An 18,267-nucleotide genomic window follows, 5' to 3' on the forward strand; every position below is an offset into this window, starting at 1 on the left:
AGCTGTGCTTAGTCTTCAGACTAAGCACGAGTGAAAAGCGGTCTTCAGACCGAAAACTTGAAACAATACACCACAATTCAATATTAATGCCATATCCAAATTTCTTTACTGCATTAACAAATGGTTTTGATGGCAATTTTACAGAAATTAGAGCCCAAATATTTTTTCTTTGCTCATCCCTATGTTCAGCTATGCCAAGTCTTCAGACTAAGCACGAGTGAAAAGCGGTCTTCAGACCGAAAACTTGAAACAATACACCACAATTCAATATTAATGCCATATCCAAATTTCTTTACTGCATTAACAAATGGTTTTGATGGCAATTTTACAGAAATTAGAGCCCAAATATTTTTTCTTTGCTCATTCCTATGTTCATTTTACTGCCAATGATGTCAAATGATCAAAAGGTCCCGCAGGGCCTACAATACCATTTTTGTCAAAGGCTATTTTAATGGCTTCGTAGAGGAAATCCTTAACCGAATTGGTGTCTGCGGCGTCGCAAGTGGCTTTTATGTCTATTTTGGTTGCTCCTAAATCTGAGGTGTCAAGCGTTACCGTTACCTCTGGCGTTTTGTGAACGAGCTCACAGGTATAGGCTACATTTTTAACAACATTTCTAACTTTTTCGGTGTCAGAATTCCCGGCAATGGTAAAATTAAGTCCAACTTTTACGGCTCCAAGTCCTGAGAGGTTAATGATGGTTCCGCTCATAATTGCTCCGTTTGGTATAATGACTTTGTAGTTGTCTGATGTCTTCAGTATGGTTTGCAAAATCAAAATTTCTAAAACTTTTCCAGTTTGACCACCTGCTGTTATGGTATCGCCGACCTTGTAGGGTTTGAATATCAATATCAATATGCCGCTTGCGAAATGTGACAAGCTACCTTGAAGGGCGAGGCCAACTGCTAGACCAGCACCTCCAATCATGGCCACAAATGAGGTGGTTTCTATGCCAAACTTGGTGGCGACACTTACTATTACCAGAACTTTGATCAAAATGGAAATAAAAGACCCTATGAATGGTACTATGGTAGGGTCAAGATTCTTGCTCATCAAGGACTTGTGGAATAGTTTGCTCACTCTGTTGGCTACCCAGAATCCAATAATGAGGGTAAAAATGGCCATTAGGACTCTCGGAGAGTAGTCCACAAGCATTTCTGTAAATCTGTCAATTAAGTGTACGAAATTTAAGTTTTTGACTTCCATAAAATATAGTTTGTTGAAAATTAATAACGAATGATTTGGAGGTGAATTACTAGTAAACCTCCCCTAAGAATCATTTTAAAGACAAAATGAATGTTTATTAGGTGATTATTAATTCTTTGAAATAATAATTTGTTTTAAATTTTGCGAATAATTTAAGGATCATTATATCGGTATTTAGGATATAAATAAAAAACCGCCTTGCGGCGGTATTTATTTTTAGAATAGCAAATCTGTAAGTCGGAATCCTTAAGAACCGCACATTTCGCAACCTTCTGGGTTGTCTAGTGAGCACTGCATTGCTGCATATTTTAGTTCTTCTTCGCTTAATTGAAAGCTAGCGGCTGCTTCTTTGGCTTTGGCCTCATTTTCTTTGGCGTAAGCTTCATAGTTGAGCGGTTTTTCTTCAAACTTCTCAGTTACTGGCGTAGTTTCTGCTATGGCTTGTCTATCTACTGTAAACTTAACGGCATCAACAGCTGCTTTAGTACGTAGGTAGTACATTCCGGTCTTGAGTCCGGCTTTCCACGAGTAGAAATGCATAGACGTTAGTTTTGCAAAGTTTGGATCCAACATGAAGATATTCAGTGACTGACTTTGGCATATAAATGCACCTCTGTCAGCTGACATGTCTATCAAAGTCTTTTGTTTTATTTCCCAAGCGGTCTTGTAAAGCTCTTTTAGATGAGTTGGTATCTCGGCAATGTTCTGTACAGATCCATTGGCGGCTATCAACTTGTTCTTCATAGAGTCGTTCCACATGTTTATTTTCACGAGGTCTCTCAAAAGGTGCTTGTTTACTACCACAAATTCACCTGACAATACTCTTCTGGTGTAAATATTTGAAGTGTAAGGCTCGAAACATTCGTTGTTTCCGAGAATTTGACTTGTTGAGGCTGTTGGCATTGGAGCCAATAGCAATGAGTTTCTAACGCCGTTTTTGATAACTTTGGCTCTTAGGTCTTCCCAATCCCAAAGACCTGAGTCTGGCGTAACTCCCCACATATCAAACTGGAACTCACCTTTCGATATTGGTGATCCAGCCCAAGTCTCATAAGGACCCTCTTCCATGGCCAACTCCATAGATGCTTCCATTGAAGCAAAATAGATGGTTTCGAAGATGTCTTTGTTGAGTTTTTGAGCAGGTTCGCTGTCAAAAGGCATTTTCATCAAAATAAATGCATCAGCAAGTCCTTGAATACCAATACCTATTGGCCTGTGACGCTTGTTACTCTTTTCTGCTTCAGGAACAGGGTAGTAGTTTACGTCAATGATTTTGTTTAGGTTACGGGTGATAACCTTGGTAATGTCGTAAAGCTTTTTGAAATCAAAACTTACCGTTTCGTTATTGTCAACATTGTTGACAAATTTCGGTAGAGCTATCGATGCCAAATTACAAACCGCCACCTCGTCTGGAGCGGTGTATTCTATAATTTCGGTACACAAGTTTGAAGACTTGATGGTACCTAGATTTTTCTGGTTTGATTTTTTGTTAGCCGAATCCTTGAACAAAATGTATGGCGTACCAGTCTCAACTTGAGATTCAAGGATTTGGAACCAAAGTTCTTGGGCCGAGATTGTTTTTCTAGCTTTACCTTCTGATTCGTATTTTTCGTATAATCTCTCAAAATCGTCGCCATAGCAGTCTGATAGACCTGGACACTCATGAGGACAGAATAGACTCCAATCGGCGTTGGCTTCTACTTTTTTCATGAACAAATCAGGAATCCAAAGTGCAAAGAATAAGTCTCTTGCACGATTTTCTTCCTTTCCGTGATTTCTCTTCAAATCCAAGAATTCAAAGATATCTGCATGCCAAGGCTCTAGATAGATGGCAAATGAGCCCTTTCTTTTGCCACCGCCTTGGTCAACGTATCTGGCAGTGTCGTTGAATACACGAAGCATCGGAATTATACCGTTAGAAGTACCGTTGGTTCCTTTAATGTAACTTCCTGTTGCTCTGATATTGTGAATAGAAAGACCAATTCCACCAGCCGATTGTGAGATTTTGGCTGTTTGTTTTAGTGTATCATATATACCGTCAATGCTGTCGTCTTTCATTGTCAAAAGAAAACACGACGACAATTGAGGTTTTGGTGTACCTGCATTAAAAAGCGTAGGAGTAGCATGTGTAAACCATCTTTCCGACAATAGATTATAAGTTTCTATTGCTTTTTCGATGTTTTCGCCATGAATACCCACAGAAACCCTCATGAGCATGTGCTGCGGACGCTCAACAATTTTGCCGTTGAGTTTCATCAAATATGATTTCTCCAGTGTTTTGTATCCGAAGTAGTCATACCCGAAATCACGGTCGTAAATGATAGATGAGTCCAACAAGGCAGCGTTGGCTTGGATTATTTTCCACACGTCTTTTGCAATGAGTGAGGCGTTTTCACCTGTTTTTGGATCAACGTATTGGTACATTGCCTTCATAGTACCTGAGAAAGACTTCAAGGTATTTTTGTGAAGGTTAGAGATGGCTATCCTAGCGGCCAATGTGGCGTAGTCTGGATGCTTGGTGGTCATTGAAGCCGATGTCTCGGCAGCTAGGTTATCTAATTCAGAGGTTGTAACTCCATCGTAGATACCCGAAACCACTTTCATGGCTACTTCTACTGGCTGAATGAAATTAGGATCTAAACCATAACAGAGCCTTTCAATACGAGCTGTGACTTTGTCGAATTTCACTGATTCGCGGCGTCCATCTCTCTTAATTACGTACATGTTTTTTTAGGAGTAAAAGGTGTAATATAAATTCTTTTATTTTTTAGGTTCACTTCAGTAAGGAATCTCAAAAGTATATAAAAAATAAAATAAAAAAAAGACAAATTTTTTTTGGAAAAATAAATTATTAAAATTTTCCAGAGAGTGTATTTTTACTTGTGTCTAATTATCAATTAATTGTAAAAATGGCATCTACAAAAAATACCAAAATAAAAGTTTTCCACAGTGAAAATGGGTTGAATAATAGGACTAACCGAATAATAAATATGTGGATTATATGGAACCCTAAATCTAAAACTTTGTATTACAAATTGTTTTTATACCCATACTTATCCACAATTAACATGTTCATTATTAATCTTTACATTCCATTATCAACATATCCCCACTTTGATAGCTAATTTGCACTTGTCCGTCCTCATGTGCTTCGTTGCTATTGCCATTTCTGTAGCCAAGTTTGAGCGTTTCGCCATTCAGCGGATATTTGAGATTGTGGGTGGTTATACCTGTGGCTTCACCTACTGGCATGAGCGATATTATGCTGCCTTTTTTGTACCATTTGGTGAAGGTATTCGGCAGGGGCAATATTGGAAAAATACAAGAATGGTCATCCACGATTTTGAGCTTGATCAGGCTGGAATATTTGGGTAAAATGGCAATGTTGGCCATGGTATGATCGGCTCTTTTGCCGGTTGCCCATGCAATGTTTGCCGCAGGGAAATCTCGCTCAATTAGAAATTCTATCGCTTTTTCGAGGTCTGTTTTTTCCTGATCTGGAGCATGGATTATTTCTATCGGAAACTGGCTTGTTTTGAGCTCCTCAAAGTTTTTATTACCGTGATCAAAATCGCCGAAAAGTACATCTATTTTAATTCCAAGAGAAAGTACTCTGTCTATGGCACCATCGAGTACCAAAACGAATGGACTCCATTCGAGTAGCTGCCCGAGGAGTTCATCATTGCAGGCTTCTCCGTTGGCGATTATGAGAGCGGGTTCCTGTTTTTCTCTTACTATGTGATGCGATGACATATTAAAAAAAAGACCCAAATTTTAGTTTGGGTCGTTTATGTTATTTCTTCTTTGCTTTTTTAACTGGCTCTTTGGTTTCGACCTTTTCTTCCTCTTTTTCTTCTTCCTTTACATCAAATAGTTCTGGTAGATTTTCGGAGAGGATATTGTACCAGTTGATTATTTTCTTAACATCGGTAGGATAAACCCTGTCTCTGTCAAAATCTGGCATTACTTTTCCAAAGAAATCAAAAATCTCTTTATTGGAAGCGTTTTTAGTGTCTAGTTCTACTTTGTTTCCAAAATCCTTACGGATAGAAAGGAAAATTTCGCCAAGGGGCGTGGCTTTGTTTATGTCTTCTGTATAAACTGAGATTTCTTTCAATACCGACACTTTGGCGTTTGCATTAATCATCTCTCTTTTGTGAAGTTGATCTAATGACTCTACAATCACTCCTGCTCTGCCTGGCTTAACTATTCTATAAAGGCCTGGCTTGCCAGAGATGTTTGCTACTTCTTGTAATAATTCCATATATATTTTTCTATGTGTTTTAAAAAACGTTGCAATTTAGTGAAAAATCAGAAGGGTTTAAATGTTTAGGCGAATATGGCTTTCAAATATCGCCTTTTAAGGGACGAAGTACGATTTCTTCAACGACGGCTGATTTGGATAAATTGTAACTGGCCCAAATAATGTCTGCCACGTCTTTGGCTTCCATAAATCGTTCTGCAGGAAGATCTACACCAGCCCAACTGTCGGTTAAGGTCGCTCCTGGCATTATGGACGTCACTTTTACTGTGGTTTCTAACAATTCCTGGCGAAGACTTTTACTGAATCCTAGTAAGGCAAATTTTGAAATAGAGTAAGAGCCGCTTTGTGGGTAGGCCATCAAACTAGCTATAGAGCAGATATTGAAAACGTGTGCTGATTCTAGGGTTTCCATTTCCGGAACAAGAATTCTGGATAGATAATAAGCACTGTAAACGTTGGTATTTATTAGTTTTTCTAGGGTATCTTCGGCTTCTTGGAGGATTTTTCCAGGTAAAAAGAGACCCGCATTGTTCACCATAACATGTATTGGGGTTTGTAAGTCCAAAATGAATTTTCCAAAATTCTGAATTTGTTCTTTTTTTGAAACATCAGCTACGAATACGTGAATTTTGGTTGAATAAGTACTTTCTAATTCATTTTTTAAGGCCTCTAGGTTGGTCATGGATCGGGAACAAACGGCAACTTCAAAACCTTCGGCTGCAAATTTTTCAACCACAGCCCTGCCAATTCCCTTACTCGCTCCACTTACAACAGCTAATTTTTTCATTGTTATTGATTTTTGTCAAAATTAATGCTTGAATGGGTTTAAATAAAATTCAATTTGATTAGACTTGAATTAATTGCTGTTTGATTACCTTTGTGTTTCACCTTTTATGATAGCAATTATGCTAAAACTGTTAGGCAAATTCTTTATTTTTCTTAACGAACTTTTTACGAGGAGAGAGTCCGCCAAAGTTTATTGGTATCGTTTTTTGGACGAATGCATTACCATTGGTATTGATTCGGTGCTGATTATAGCCATTGTGGCCTTGTTTATTGGTGCAGTAACTTGTGTTCAGATTTTCGCCAACTTAGTGAGTCCAGTAATCCCACTTTATATTGTGGGTAATATTGTGAGAGATATGACCCTGTTGGAGCTTTCCTCGACTTTTATGTGTGTGGTGTTGGCGGGTAAAGTTGGTTCAAATATCGCAGGTGAGTTGGGTACAATGAGAATAACGGAGCAAATTGATGCCTTGGAAGTGATGGGAATTAATTCAGCTTCCTATCTGGTACTACCAAAACTTTTGGCTGCGGTGGTCACATTTCCAGTTCTGGCCATTTTTTCTGGCTTTTTGGGCATTTTTGGTGGATATTTGGCTGGAACGTTGACTGGTATTCTTACACCTGAGCAATATATTTATGGTATCAGATTTTCGTTTATACCTTATAATCTTGTTATACCCATCGTGAAGTCGGCGGTTTTCGGATTTTTAATTGCCACCATATCTGCTTACAAGGGTTATCATACAAGAGGTGGAGCCTTGGAGGTTGGTAAGGCATCTACCGCTGCGGTAACCAATAGTTGTATAGCCATTTTGATTGCAGATTATCTTTTAGCAGAGTTACTCACATGATAGAGATAAAAAATATTTCTAAGACTTTTAACGGGAAAGTGGTGCTGGACGATGTTTCTGGCATATTTCGAAAGGGCGAAACCAGTCTGGTAATTGGGGCTAGTGGAACTGGCAAAAGTGTTTTGTTGAAATGCATGCTGGATCTTGTAGAACCTGAAAAAGGAGAGGTGTTTTTTGACGGAAAGGAATTTCTACATGTGAGTGAAAACGACAGGAAGGATCTAAGAAGAGAAATGGGTGTGCTTTTTCAGGGTGGAGCATTGTTTGACTCTAAAACAGTGCAAGAGAACGTGAAGTTTCCACTGGATATGCTCACCAAGATGTCTGAAGGAGAAAAAAACGATCGGGTGGAGTTCTGCCTTCACAAGGTGGGATTAGATGGTACAGGTCCCAGAATGCCCTCGGAAATATCTGGTGGCATGAAAAAAAGGGTGGGTATAGCCAGAGCTATAGTAATGAATCCGAAATATTTGTTTTGTGATGAACCAAATAGTGGCCTAGATCCCTTGACCTCCATAAAAATAGATGAGCTCATCAAAGAAATTACCGACGATTTCAATATAACCACGGTGGTGATTACCCATGACATGAACTCTGTGCTTTCTATTGGAGACAATATCATGTTTTTGTACAAAGGCAAAAAACTTTGGGAGGGCGATAGCAGTACCATTATGACTTCAAGTGTTAAAGAACTCGACGAGTTTGTGTTTTCAAACCACGCTTTGAAAAAGCTCAGAGGTGAGTTTACGAAGTAAAAAGCTGAACCTTGGGTATGAAAAGAAAGAAGATCACCGCCTGTTTACTCTCTCTTTTTCTTACGGTTTTATTTTTCAGTAAAGTATTTTCTCAAGAGGTAAATCCAGCCTTTCTTAGGTCTCAGGTAGATTCTGCCCTCAGATTTATTAAGGAAACTCAGGTAAAAGAAACCATTTTTGCAAAACAATATACTGGAGAGTGGCCTGTGGATATGCATCTTACCACGGCTTATTTTTTTATTGGTAAAAAACAAAAAGCACAGGATTCCAATTGCTTTACGATATCGGCTATACACAATGCTTTAGCGGAGATTTACCTCCTAGATACTACTAGGAAAGAGCTTTTACCAACGTTAAAGCTAGCTCACGACGATATAAAGACTTACAAAGAAGACAATCTCTATAATTTTTGGAAAAAATTACCCCCCACCAGAAAGTTGAAATGGTTTAATGAACCTGATCCACAACCTTGGGTTCATCGACCTACGAACTTTCATCTAAGAATTAAATTTATTCACAATACCGCTAATGTGCCTGAAGACGCAGATGATACGTCATTGGGAAATCTTGCGGCATATTATAATAACAGGATTTTTGATGAGGCAAATCCGTTGGTTTCGTATAAAAAGTTTGATGCGTTTCTAGACCAAAAGCGTAAAAATCGCAATTGGTTTAATGTGCTTTTTCACCACGACGGGAATTCAGGAGCATATATGACTTGGCTTTATTCAGAGTACGAGTATAATCGTTGGAATATTCTTAAAACTACGCTTAATACGATTTTGATATTTGTACCAGGTAGCACGGCCCGACCTGAGGCTTATGAATCTTGGGTGCCTTTTGGGGCCAATGACGTAGATGTGGTGGTAAACGCGAATGTACTTACTTATTTGTCTAAAACACATCAGTTGGAAAAAAGCAAAGGCTACTGGCAGTCGGTAAAAATGATTGAGAATAGACTGAGGAAGAGTTTTTGGTATAATAACTCGGTTTATTATCCCAACCAATATCATATTCATTTTACGGTGGCTAAGGCATTTGCGAGTGGGGTAGAAGGTCTACGAAATTCAGCACAAATTATATTGGATAATCTGCTTGAAAGTCAAAACAAGGATGGTAGTTTTCAGAGCCAAAGCTATATCAATCATCATGATAAAGTGCAGAGTACGACAAATGCTCTTTCGGCCATGATTGATTGTAAATCCAAGGGCTTGATGGTGCCAGACTCGGCTATGCACAAGGCGATTGGCTATATTTTGAGCCAGAAAAAAGTCAAGAATGGCCAAGTTCATTGGGAGGCTGGCGTGTATTTTTCAGGAGGAACTTTGCTCCGAAACATCCTTTTTTGGAAATCCGAAGCATACACCACCGTGGCCGTTGCCAATTGTTTTCAGCGATATTTAACCTTAAAGAGCAAAGAAGATAGCTAAGTTTTACTTAACCAATACACCCGCGGCCCAAAGTTGTTTATATGCTGATTTTAAATACTTTAGCTTTAATGACTGGTTTTTGAGCAAACTTTCAATCCATTTGTTTTCTCGAGAGTTTATCAAGAAAAGCGTGCTTTCTCCCTGCTGAAGTTTAAATTCCTCGTTTCTAAGTAGATTTCTATAGTTTGTAATCATACTTTGAGAAGTAATTAGTTGATTTTTAAGTCCGTTCAGTTCTACTCCATATGACCTGATTTTGTTTTCTATTTCCCAAGTTTTGTTACTGATAATAGAATTAGTTTCTGAAATCTTGAACATGGTCTTTTGATAATCTCCTCTGGCCTCTCTAAGAAACAATGGCATTTTGAAGTCAAAGCCAAACTTATAATTGTTTGCCAAGAATGGCGAATAGGCCGATTCGAAATTGTAGTAGTTTTTGCTCAAGACATTCATTTTTAGATTGGCTGTTGGTAGCATGGATTGGCGTTTTAGCCTCCTTTCAACTGCCAAAGCGTCCATTTTATAACGATATATGCCTAATTCTGGATGTTGATTTTTGGCCAACGATATTAATTCTTCGGTACGGTCTTCAATAGAAACACTTCCAAAAGCCACCAAATCAGGTATTACGTCTACTTCCAAAAAATAAGGACTATTGTCGGCATTCCATAAGTATTTGGCCAGGCCTATTTGAGCGGTTTGGGCTTCCATTTGAGCTTCTTGGTAGAGAAGCTCGATGTTTTGTACTTGGGTGTAGGCTTCCAAAGTATCGTTCAGCGACCTGTCGCCATTCTGGAATGCAATGCGTTGTAAGTCCAGCCTTGATTTTGCGTTTACAAGATTTTGATTTAGCAAATTGAAGTTTTGATAAGCAGCTGCCCATTGCCAATATTCCTCTATGGCGTCTAGGTAGAGATCATTAAGAATTGCCCTTCTTTCTTCTTCAGTTTGACTTTGATAAATGCTGGCCTGTTTGAGTGCTGCTCTTTGGTAGTCAATAAGCAATCCTTTCAACAAAGGCATTTCTAAGCCTATATAGCCAAGGTTACCTATGGTTCGCTCATCAATTACAAACGAACCCGTGCTACGTTCGACACCGGTTTTTGCGGTTAGTCCGATGGGCGTGTAAACTTTAAGTTCGGTATCTTGATAGTTGTAATAGCTCTTACCATCCAATGTTTTTTGTGCCGATTCGTTGGTTAGAACCGGGTCAAATACACCCTTTGCTGCAAAAAACTCAGCTCCAGACATATCAACTCTGAGCTGGGCTTGTTTTGCAACAGGATGATTGTTTTTTACCAACTCTAAGAAATCATCTAACTTTAATATTCTTTGAGCAGACAGGTTTTTTGACAATACCATTATCAAAATTACTATTGCTATTCTCATATCATGGTCATTTTTTTGTGGTGGTGGCTTTGGTCTCTGGTACATAAAACTCTGGTGGGAAGCCGTTTATGTTTCGCCATAGCTCATAAATAATTGGCACATCTTTTAATAGAGCAATTCCTTTGGAGCCTCCTCCCATTCTGAGGTTTTTAGGCCATGGACGATCGTCTTTGTCTTCAGCTACCAACACTCTAAACTTGCCATTGGGGCTTACAGAGGTTTCAACTGCCGTTATAATTCCCGAGAATGTACCATAGCTGGTTTGTGGCCAGCCACTGAAAACTATTGCCGGGAAACCATCAAAAATGAAGGTCACCTTCTGTCCTTTATTTATCAATGGTAAATCAAGTGGACTCACAAACATTTCTACAGCTAGCTTTGTGTTTTGAGGTACTATTTCCACTATCATGTCACCCTCTTTTACCATTTCACCAATACCCGCCTTCATGGCCTTGGTTATTTGGCCACTTTGTGGGGCAGTGATAAAAAATAATTGTTGCCGTGCATCATAATTGGCAAGGGTATTTTCCAGTTTTAGTACCTCGGCTTCTGTACTTGCTGCCGCCGAAATACTCCCAAATCGATCTCCTTCGGCCTTTGCTATTTTGTCTAAATATTCTTGTACTACGCCGTTTCGTTCAATTCGGAGATTCAGTAGTTCTTGTTTTGATTGGTTCAGTTTATTTCCACTACTCGTTGTTTTGGCAATAGCATCTTGATAGGTAACTCTTCTTTTTTCGAATTCAATGAGAGATATTACGCCACTGTCTAGCATCACTTTTGCGGCTGCAATTTGACGAGTGTAGGCATTTAAGGCATTGTTTGCAGCAGCCAAATCGGCACTATCGCTGGTGATTTTCAGTTTTTGCTGGCCTATTTTATTGTCTACAGAATTCAGTTTGAGTTCCATTGCATTTCGCAAGACTTCAGTTTGCGTTACCGAAGTCGATGCCTTTCCTTCGTAGGCCAAAATACTTTGGTTTTTTGCATCGATTTGCCTTTGGGTACGTTGTAATAAAATCGGGTCAAAATACTCCACTTTCACCTCGCCCAACTGTAGTATCGTGTCTCCTTTTTTGACAAAATCTCCTTCTTTCACAAACCATTTGACTACTCTTCCCGGAATAATGGTGTTGATTTCTTGAGGCCTGTCTTCTTGTCGAAGCGTAGTTATATTCCCATTTGATCTTATGTTTTGGGTCCACGGAAGAAGCAATATGACAAGTGAAATCACAAGTATTCCATAAAACCACTTTTTTATAGAAGATCTCTTATTGATTTGATAAATATCTGAAAACGACTTCATTTTGGCCGCTTCATCTATTTTATCGAAGCTAGTATTTAGATATGTTTTCATTTTGCAATATTGATTTTTCCGTTATCGAGACTCAATGTTAAATCACAATATTTTTGACAAACGGTTGACTCTGATGCGATAATTATAGTGGCCTTGGTATCCTTTAAATACCCAATTAGATTATTTAATTGTTCGTCGTTTAAGTATTTAAAAGGTTCCTCGAACAAATACAGTCTGGACTTGCCAAGTAGTGCTCTTGTTAGCAAAATAGCATGCCTTATCTCTGACGGAAGTCGTTTGCCAACAGGATCAATCGTGGTTTCTAATCCTTTTTCCGAACTTTTTAAGAAAGTATTCAAACCCGTCAATTCTGAAACTTCCAGTATATTCTGTAATGTAATGCCGGGAACACCAAGCGTTAGGTTTTCTTGCAATGACCCTAAGAAAATGTCTTGCTGGCCAAGTAAAATTCCTGTCTGTGCTCTTATGGAATCAGAGTCGTAATTTCTGATTGGAAGTCCGTCAAGGCTAATTTGTCCTGAGAAATTTTTAAATGCTCCTGTCAGGAGTCTCAAAATGGAGGATTTGCCAGCTCCAGATTTACCGTTAATAAGAACCCATTGACCGGGTAGGATTTCGAAGTTAAGATGTTTAAGAATTTCGTTGTTAATTTCATAAGAAAAATCTACATTCTGAAAGTCAATTTGCACCCCTTCTGTTCTATTAGAGAGTATTTCGTTACCAGAGGTTTCTATCTCAGCTTCTGCTACTTTGTTGAGTTTCGCCACTGCCGTCAGTGCTTCATATACTTGCTCCATCACACCTATAAGCTTTTCTATAGATCCCATAATGGATATAATCACGATGTCAGCAGCTATAAATTGCCCTATGTTTATCTGTTGATTGATCAAAAGCCAAACACCTATTATAAGCATGGAGGCGGTGATCAAAAGCTTGAAGCCTATTAAGCTCCAGTACTGAATTTGTAAAATTTTAAAATGTCTTGTACGTGCATCTAGATATTTCGTGACTAATTCGTCTGTGTTGTCGAGGTGTAAATGAGATTTTTTGGAGTATTTAAATGATTTTATACTGCGGGCCATTTCTTCCAGCCAGCCACCTATTTCGTATTTTTTATCGCTTGTTTCTATAGAGGTAGCAAATCCTTTTGCAGACGTAAATTGTAAAATAGTGGCCACCGTTATTAACAATATGAGGCCGAAGGCAATAAACAGAGGATGATAAAATGCCAAAAGCACTATACCAAGCAGTACTTGTATAATGGCTGCTGGTACATCTACTAAAAGCTTATGCAAACTTTTCTGTAGGGTGCTAATGTCGAAAAAACGATTGACCAGCTCGGGTAGATAGTATGAGTCAAGCTTTTCGATATTCAGTTTTGGTAATCTATCTCCATATTCGAGTGAGTATCTAACGAATAGTTTTTGCTCAATTTTTTCAATCATTTGCAGGGTTCTTACCTGTAAAAATCCTGTAAAGAATGTGCCCAACAGTACCATGGCAATAAGAACCACAATAGAGGTAGACAAACTACCAGCCATAACGAAGCCTATAATTGCCTGAATACCCAATGGCAACGAAAGCGACAGTATTCCTGCAAAAATGGAGAATATGTAGATGGAGCTGATGTCTTCTTTATCTAGTTTCAGCAAATCCAAAATTCTGCTAGTGGCCGAACGTATGGTAGTTGAATGTTTTTGTCCCATAAAGAAATAATTTTTGCAAATATAATAACACTTTTTAAAATAATAGTAAAACTATTATAAAACATTGTTAAACTTTTGTTATTGTAACATTTACTATTTAATTTTGTTTTGTTAAAGTTCCAATATGCAAATAGAATTCAAAATAAAGCTGAATAGTTCGTTGTTTCATCGCGACCCAGACGGAACGGAAATTGGCAAAAAAATAATTACTCATTCTATAAAGTTAATTTCGGAGATTGGTTACGAGCAATTTACGTTCAAAAAGTTGGCTGCCATAATTCCAACAACTGAGGCCACTGTTTACCGTTATTTTGAAAACAAACATAAGCTATTAATTTATCTTATAGATTACTATTGGGCGTTTATAAGATATCAGGTTTTGTTCAATATCAATAATTTACAAAGCCCAAAAGACAAAATCAGAACCATTATTGACCTTTTGGTTTGGGAAGATAACGCCAATTCCTTTTCAACAGATATTGACCAGAAGGCACTTTATTATATTGCCATAGCCGAAGGTAGTAAAACTTTTCTATCGAAGGAGGTTGATCATTTGAACAAAAACCAGGTTTTTGTGCCTTACAAAGAATTGTGTGAGCTTATTGCCTCGGTTTTTAAGGAGTACAATCCAGAGTACCAGTTTGCCAACTCTCTTGCGAGTACACTGGTAGAAACTTCGCATTTTCAGTATTTTTTTATGCACCATTTGCCTCGCTTGTGCGATTTTACTGATAAGAAAGACCCAAAGGTTATCGAAGAATTCTTAGAAACCATGGTTTTTGGTGCATTGGACAATAGATAAATGTTTATTTATCATAATTCATTGACCCTCAAATAAGAAATCCACCTTTGGTAAATATTCCTTCAGGAATTGTTTGATTTTTGGCTTTTTTTGAACTTCAAATCTAAAGCTATTACTATGAAACAATTTGGAGAAACCGTACAAGGGTACACTATTCCCGTCTTAAACGAAAGAGAAATCAGAGGAGCAGCTGGCATTTTGTTTTTATTCATGATAATTTCTTTCATGATGATTATGTTCAAGGCTGATTTTCTACTCATAAAATACTTTATTACGGTATTTATGCTGGACATGGCTATCAGAGTTTTTATGAATCCCAAGTATTCGCCATCGCTTATCATTGCCCGATTTATGGTGAGAAACCAAACTCCGCAATATGTAGGTGCAGCACAAAAACGATTCGCTTGGATGATTGGGCTTACTTTGTCCACCGCTATGTTCATTCACATGATAGTCTTTAATGCCTATGGCCCAGTCAATGGAATTTCGTGTTTGATCTGTATGATTTTGATGTTTTTTGAAGTGGCTTTTGGTATCTGTATTGGCTGCAAAGTTTACGCTTGGTTCAACAAAGGTAAGGTATTGCACTGTCCTGGAGAAGTTTGCGAGATGAAGGATAGGCAAGAAATTCAGAGGATATCTGGAAGGCAAGTGATGGTTTTACTTTGTTTTTGTGTTTTATTGGCCGTAATGGTTTATTTTTTCAACGATTATTTCCTGAAGTCCCCTCAGGATTTGATGAAGGTACTTGCCAATTGAGGCTATTTTTACAAATGCTTTTTATTACAGATCGTCGACATTTATTGCTGTAAAAAATTAATTTAAGAATAAAATATATAGGTCTAATTTCCAACTATTTGACTGAAATGGGAGTCTACTTTTATGGTGAAACCTATCCTTCAATTCCTTGAAAGTATCATTTTTTTTCGCAAGAATTTATCCACACCTCTTGGTAATCGGTATCATTATTGAAAATTATTAAAATCCGAATATCAATAATTGAAAGAATTTCGTTTTTGAAGTAAATGAATCAAAGTAAATTTAAACAACCTTAATATGTATAAAACTCTCATTGTTTTCTTGGTTTTGGGTGTCTTCAGATGTGACCGCACCGAAGTTATTGCCGAAAAAGGATTGGCTGTTGAATGGCGATATGTTGGTACTTTTAGCCATTTGGTGGATTATAAGTGTTTTATTTGTGATGGCTACGATTTTGAAAAAAGTAAATATGTCATCAACTTTCTAGACGCTAATAACTATACAGCTAACATAAATCTTTTAAGGGGTAAAGGCGAATACAGTGTAAGTTTCGAGGACACTGGTAATGAGACAATAAGCGGAACCTTTGAAAATCTCAACTTGCAAATATTGAATAAACCCTATGAGAACCAGGAAGATAGTAAGTTTCAGGCTATGTTTTCGGAGTCAACAAATTTCACTTTGGTTCAAAAATCAAACAATGAAATTTACGATCAACTTACCTTAGGTTCTAACAACAGCGAGTATTTACTCTTTGTAAGAAAATAGTACTTTTAATTGCTCCAAATCCCTATTTTTTTGATTCTGGCTTCTATTTCGAGTTTAGAATAAACCCACGAACTCGAATATTTCTTGTAGTGAATGGCCAAACCAGCCTTTACCAATTCTTGATTGAGGTTTCGTCCATCAGGCAAAATTACCTCACCAATCAGTCTGCCATATCTGTCGTATTCGTTCTTGTGGATTATTTTTACGGTTTTTCTGAAACATTTTTCTGAAGTGAACTTCTTTGCATTTTGATAAAACGGCATTCCACGCTCCGGACAATCCACATGTGCCAACCTGATCCGCAAATTCTTACCTTTTCTTGCTTTGTTTCTGGGATCGTTTGAGACCATCCTGAGTTCTATGGTGTCGCCGTCCATAACACCTACCACCTCCGAGCTTAGTGTTTGAGTAAAAATCAAGAATTTCAGGAGCAGTGAAATGGTAAATGACATTTTTTAGGCACGTTTATTTAACCGCAAAAGTAAAAAAGAACTTTCCATTCATACTCAAATTCTTCCTTTTGATAATATTTTTAGAATTTATTTGGATTACTAAACGGTGTTCATTTAGTTTGTAGTGTTAAATAAAAAACTACCGTTTAATAATGGGTGTAGCTGATAGAAAAGAAAGAGAGAAGGAAGAAATGAAAACCAAGATATTGGAGGCAGCCAAAAAGTTGTTTCTAGATCATGGTTTTGAGAAAACTTCTATTCGGAATATAGCCGAGGAGATTGAATATAGTCCTGGTACCATTTATTTGTACTTTAAGGATAAAAACGAGCTCCTGTTTGCACTTCACCAAGAGGCTTTTCAGGGTTTAATAGCCAAGTTTATGGTGGTGGCACCTATTGAGGATCCATTTGAGCAGCTCATTGCCATGGGGCACGAATACCTAAAGTTTGCGATTGAAAATCCAGAACTTTATGAGCTGATGTTCCTGATGACCGCACCTATTGAGGCCCTAGAGTGTCGCTGTGATGTGTGGGAAGACGGTCATACAGCTTTAAACATGCTCATTGCACTTATAGATGCTTGTAAAACCAAAGGATATTTTAAAGATCAGGTATCAGAAGATTTAGCCATGATGATATGGGCCAATGTGCATGGTTTTGCTAGTTTACACTTACGCAAGCGTATGTCTATGTTTCCGGAAGAAGAGCGTATTCCGAGACTACAAAGGGCTTTGGAGGTTATGATAGAATCATTAAGAAAATTGTAGGGTTATGAATATCAACCAAATACTATTTTCTATTGATGCCCTGATTCTCCTAGGAGTGGCGGTCATACATTTTTATTGGGCCTTTGGTGGTAAATGGGGGGCAAATGCGGTTTTACCACAAATCAATTCTGAAAAACGGGTATTTACACCTTCCCCGTTAATGACTTTGGCCGTAGCAGTCCCGTTTCTAATTATCAGTGTAATATTTGCTCAGGCCGCTGGTTGGATGGATTTTGAAATAATAGCTCCATATCTGCCGACTCTTTTGTTGGTTTTAGTAGCTGTTTTTGCCATAAGGGCATTGGGCGACTTTAAGTATGTAGGTTTTTTCAAGAAAGTAAAAAACACAGATTTTGCCATAAACGATACCAAATATTTTACGCCGCTCTGTGCATTTGTTGCGGTTTCACTCCTTATAGCCATTTATATATAATGAAAAAAACACTAATTATACAAGGTCATCCTGACTCCGAAAGCTATTGCAGAGCTCTTGCAAATGCCTATAAAGTGGGAGCCATTAATGCAGGAGCCGAAGTACAGGAGATTATAGTGAGTGATTTGAAATTCAATCCAAATCTCGAATTTGGCTACAGAAAACGCACTGAACTTGAGTCTGACCTATTGGCGGCTCAAGAAAAAATAAAATGGGCAGAACATCTCGTAATTATATATCCACTTTGGTGGGGAGGCATGCCCGCATTGTTGAAAGGATTTTTTGATAGGGCATTTCTACCGGGTTTTGCTTTCCAGAAAAGAGAAAACTCAGTTTGGTGGGACAAATACCTCACGGGTAAATCTGCCAGAATAATCACCACCATGGATCAGCCCGCTTGGTATCATTGGCTTATTTATGGCGAACCCGCACACAAAGCCTTAAAAAAGATGATTTTGGAATTTTGTGGTATAAAACCAGTGAAAATTACCTCCATAGGGCCAATCCGATTCTCAAAGGACGAGTTAAGAAAGAAATATTTAGAAAAAGTAAAAGCTCTTGGAATCAAACAAATTTAAAAA

At 38.0% G+C, this 18,267-nt stretch carries 19 protein-coding genes; 10 read left to right on the forward strand and 9 right to left on the reverse strand.

What is annotated here, in order from left to right; genetic code table 11:
- A partial coding sequence (locus tag EGI31_RS20725) for a hypothetical protein (protein ID WP_255039076.1) occupies positions 1 to 221 on the forward strand: 221 nt, incomplete at its 5' end.
- A 151-nt stretch (positions 222 to 372) separates the two neighbouring features.
- Here the strand turns inward: EGI31_RS20725 and EGI31_RS20730 are convergent.
- From EGI31_RS20730 to EGI31_RS20750, 5 genes are all read right to left on the reverse strand, one after another.
- Positions 373 to 1,206: a mechanosensitive ion channel family protein gene (locus EGI31_RS20730; protein WP_255039077.1), complete on the reverse strand. Its 834-nt coding sequence runs from the start codon at positions 1,204 to 1,206 to the stop codon at positions 373 to 375.
- Positions 1,207 to 1,452: 246 nt separating this feature from the next.
- Positions 1,453 to 3,930 carry a ribonucleoside-diphosphate reductase subunit alpha gene (locus tag EGI31_RS20735; RefSeq protein WP_255039078.1) on the reverse strand — a complete coding sequence of 826 codons (2,478 nt, stop codon included), beginning with the start codon at positions 3,928 to 3,930 and terminating at the stop codon, positions 1,453 to 1,455.
- Positions 3,931 to 4,284: 354 nt separating this feature from the next.
- Complete coding sequence (locus EGI31_RS20740; RefSeq protein WP_255039079.1) at positions 4,285 to 4,959, reverse strand: thiamine diphosphokinase; 675 nt, start codon at positions 4,957 to 4,959, stop codon at positions 4,285 to 4,287.
- 40 nt (positions 4,960 to 4,999) lie between these two features.
- The gene (locus EGI31_RS20745) at positions 5,000 to 5,470 is read right to left on the reverse strand and encodes a DUF5606 family protein (RefSeq protein WP_255039080.1); all 471 of its coding nucleotides are present in this window, start codon (positions 5,468 to 5,470) and stop codon (positions 5,000 to 5,002) included.
- Positions 5,471 to 5,552: 82 nt separating this feature from the next.
- Positions 5,553 to 6,257: an SDR family oxidoreductase gene (locus EGI31_RS20750; protein ID WP_255039081.1), complete on the reverse strand. Its 705-nt coding sequence runs from the start codon at positions 6,255 to 6,257 to the stop codon at positions 5,553 to 5,555.
- A 118-nt stretch (positions 6,258 to 6,375) separates the two neighbouring features.
- Here EGI31_RS20750 and EGI31_RS20755 point away from each other — a divergent pair, with 118 nt between their 5' ends.
- The 3 genes from EGI31_RS20755 to EGI31_RS20765 are packed head-to-tail and all read left to right on the forward strand — an operon-like array spanning position 6,376 to position 9,292.
- Positions 6,376 to 7,107: an MlaE family ABC transporter permease gene (locus EGI31_RS20755; RefSeq protein ID WP_255039082.1), complete on the forward strand. Its 732-nt coding sequence runs from the start codon at positions 6,376 to 6,378 to the stop codon at positions 7,105 to 7,107.
- A complete protein-coding gene (locus tag EGI31_RS20760; RefSeq protein ID WP_255039083.1) occupies positions 7,104 to 7,862 on the forward strand; it encodes an ABC transporter ATP-binding protein in 759 nt (252 codons plus the stop codon). The genes EGI31_RS20755 and EGI31_RS20760 overlap by 4 nt, the downstream gene beginning before the upstream one ends.
- A 17-nt stretch (positions 7,863 to 7,879) precedes the next feature.
- Positions 7,880 to 9,292 carry a hypothetical protein gene (locus EGI31_RS20765; RefSeq protein WP_255039084.1) on the forward strand — a complete coding sequence of 471 codons (1,413 nt, stop codon included), beginning with the start codon at positions 7,880 to 7,882 and terminating at the stop codon, positions 9,290 to 9,292.
- A 3-nt stretch (positions 9,293 to 9,295) separates the two neighbouring features.
- Here the strand turns inward: EGI31_RS20765 and EGI31_RS20770 are convergent, their stop codons facing one another.
- From EGI31_RS20770 to EGI31_RS20780, 3 genes are read right to left on the reverse strand one after another with little or no spacing between them, the layout of a single operon-like run.
- Entirely contained in the window at positions 9,296 to 10,681 is a 1,386-nt protein-coding gene (locus EGI31_RS20770) for a TolC family protein (RefSeq protein WP_255039085.1), read from the reverse strand.
- Between the two features lie 7 nt (positions 10,682 to 10,688).
- Positions 10,689 to 12,038, reverse strand: a complete 1,350-nt coding sequence (locus tag EGI31_RS20775; RefSeq protein WP_255039086.1) for an HlyD family secretion protein — start codon at positions 12,036 to 12,038, stop codon at positions 10,689 to 10,691.
- Complete coding sequence (locus EGI31_RS20780; RefSeq protein WP_255039087.1) at positions 12,035 to 13,705, reverse strand: peptidase domain-containing ABC transporter; 1,671 nt, start codon at positions 13,703 to 13,705, stop codon at positions 12,035 to 12,037. Before EGI31_RS20780 ends, EGI31_RS20775 begins: the two co-directional genes overlap by 4 nt.
- 124 nt (positions 13,706 to 13,829) lie before the next feature.
- Between EGI31_RS20780 and EGI31_RS20785 the strand changes: the two genes are divergently transcribed.
- From EGI31_RS20785 to EGI31_RS20795, 3 genes are all read left to right on the forward strand, one after another.
- Entirely contained in the window at positions 13,830 to 14,507 is a 678-nt protein-coding gene (locus EGI31_RS20785; RefSeq protein WP_255039088.1) for a TetR/AcrR family transcriptional regulator, read from the forward strand.
- 117 nt (positions 14,508 to 14,624) lie between these two features.
- Positions 14,625 to 15,266 carry a DUF4395 domain-containing protein gene (locus tag EGI31_RS20790; RefSeq protein ID WP_255039089.1) on the forward strand — a complete coding sequence of 214 codons (642 nt, stop codon included), beginning with the start codon at positions 14,625 to 14,627 and terminating at the stop codon, positions 15,264 to 15,266.
- 297 nt (positions 15,267 to 15,563) lie between these two features.
- On the forward strand, positions 15,564 to 16,034 hold the full coding sequence (locus EGI31_RS20795; RefSeq protein WP_255039090.1) for a hypothetical protein: 471 nt from the start codon (positions 15,564 to 15,566) through the stop codon (positions 16,032 to 16,034).
- A 5-nt stretch (positions 16,035 to 16,039) separates the two neighbouring features.
- On the opposite strand, the gene EGI31_RS20800 is transcribed toward EGI31_RS20795, so the two are convergent.
- The gene (locus EGI31_RS20800; RefSeq protein WP_255039091.1) at positions 16,040 to 16,486 is read right to left on the reverse strand and encodes a thermonuclease family protein; all 447 of its coding nucleotides are present in this window, start codon (positions 16,484 to 16,486) and stop codon (positions 16,040 to 16,042) included.
- A 152-nt stretch (positions 16,487 to 16,638) separates the two neighbouring features.
- Here EGI31_RS20800 and EGI31_RS20805 point away from each other — a divergent pair, with 152 nt between their 5' ends.
- From EGI31_RS20805 to EGI31_RS20815, 3 genes are read left to right on the forward strand one after another with little or no spacing between them, the layout of a single operon-like run.
- The gene (locus EGI31_RS20805) at positions 16,639 to 17,253 is read left to right on the forward strand and encodes a TetR/AcrR family transcriptional regulator (RefSeq protein ID WP_255039092.1); all 615 of its coding nucleotides are present in this window, start codon (positions 16,639 to 16,641) and stop codon (positions 17,251 to 17,253) included.
- Positions 17,254 to 17,257: 4 nt separating this feature from the next.
- On the forward strand, positions 17,258 to 17,686 hold the full coding sequence (locus EGI31_RS20810; protein ID WP_255039093.1) for a DUF3995 domain-containing protein: 429 nt from the start codon (positions 17,258 to 17,260) through the stop codon (positions 17,684 to 17,686).
- Positions 17,686 to 18,264 carry an NAD(P)H-dependent oxidoreductase gene (locus EGI31_RS20815; RefSeq protein ID WP_255039094.1) on the forward strand — a complete coding sequence of 193 codons (579 nt, stop codon included), beginning with the start codon at positions 17,686 to 17,688 and terminating at the stop codon, positions 18,262 to 18,264. Before EGI31_RS20810 ends, EGI31_RS20815 begins: the two co-directional genes overlap by 1 nt.
- Positions 18,265 to 18,267 lie beyond the last annotated feature (3 nt).

Origin of the sequence: Lacihabitans soyangensis (assembly GCF_024343775.1) — a bacterium.
In the GTDB taxonomy this organism is placed as follows: domain Bacteria; phylum Bacteroidota; class Bacteroidia; order Cytophagales; family Spirosomataceae; genus Leadbetterella; species Leadbetterella soyangensis.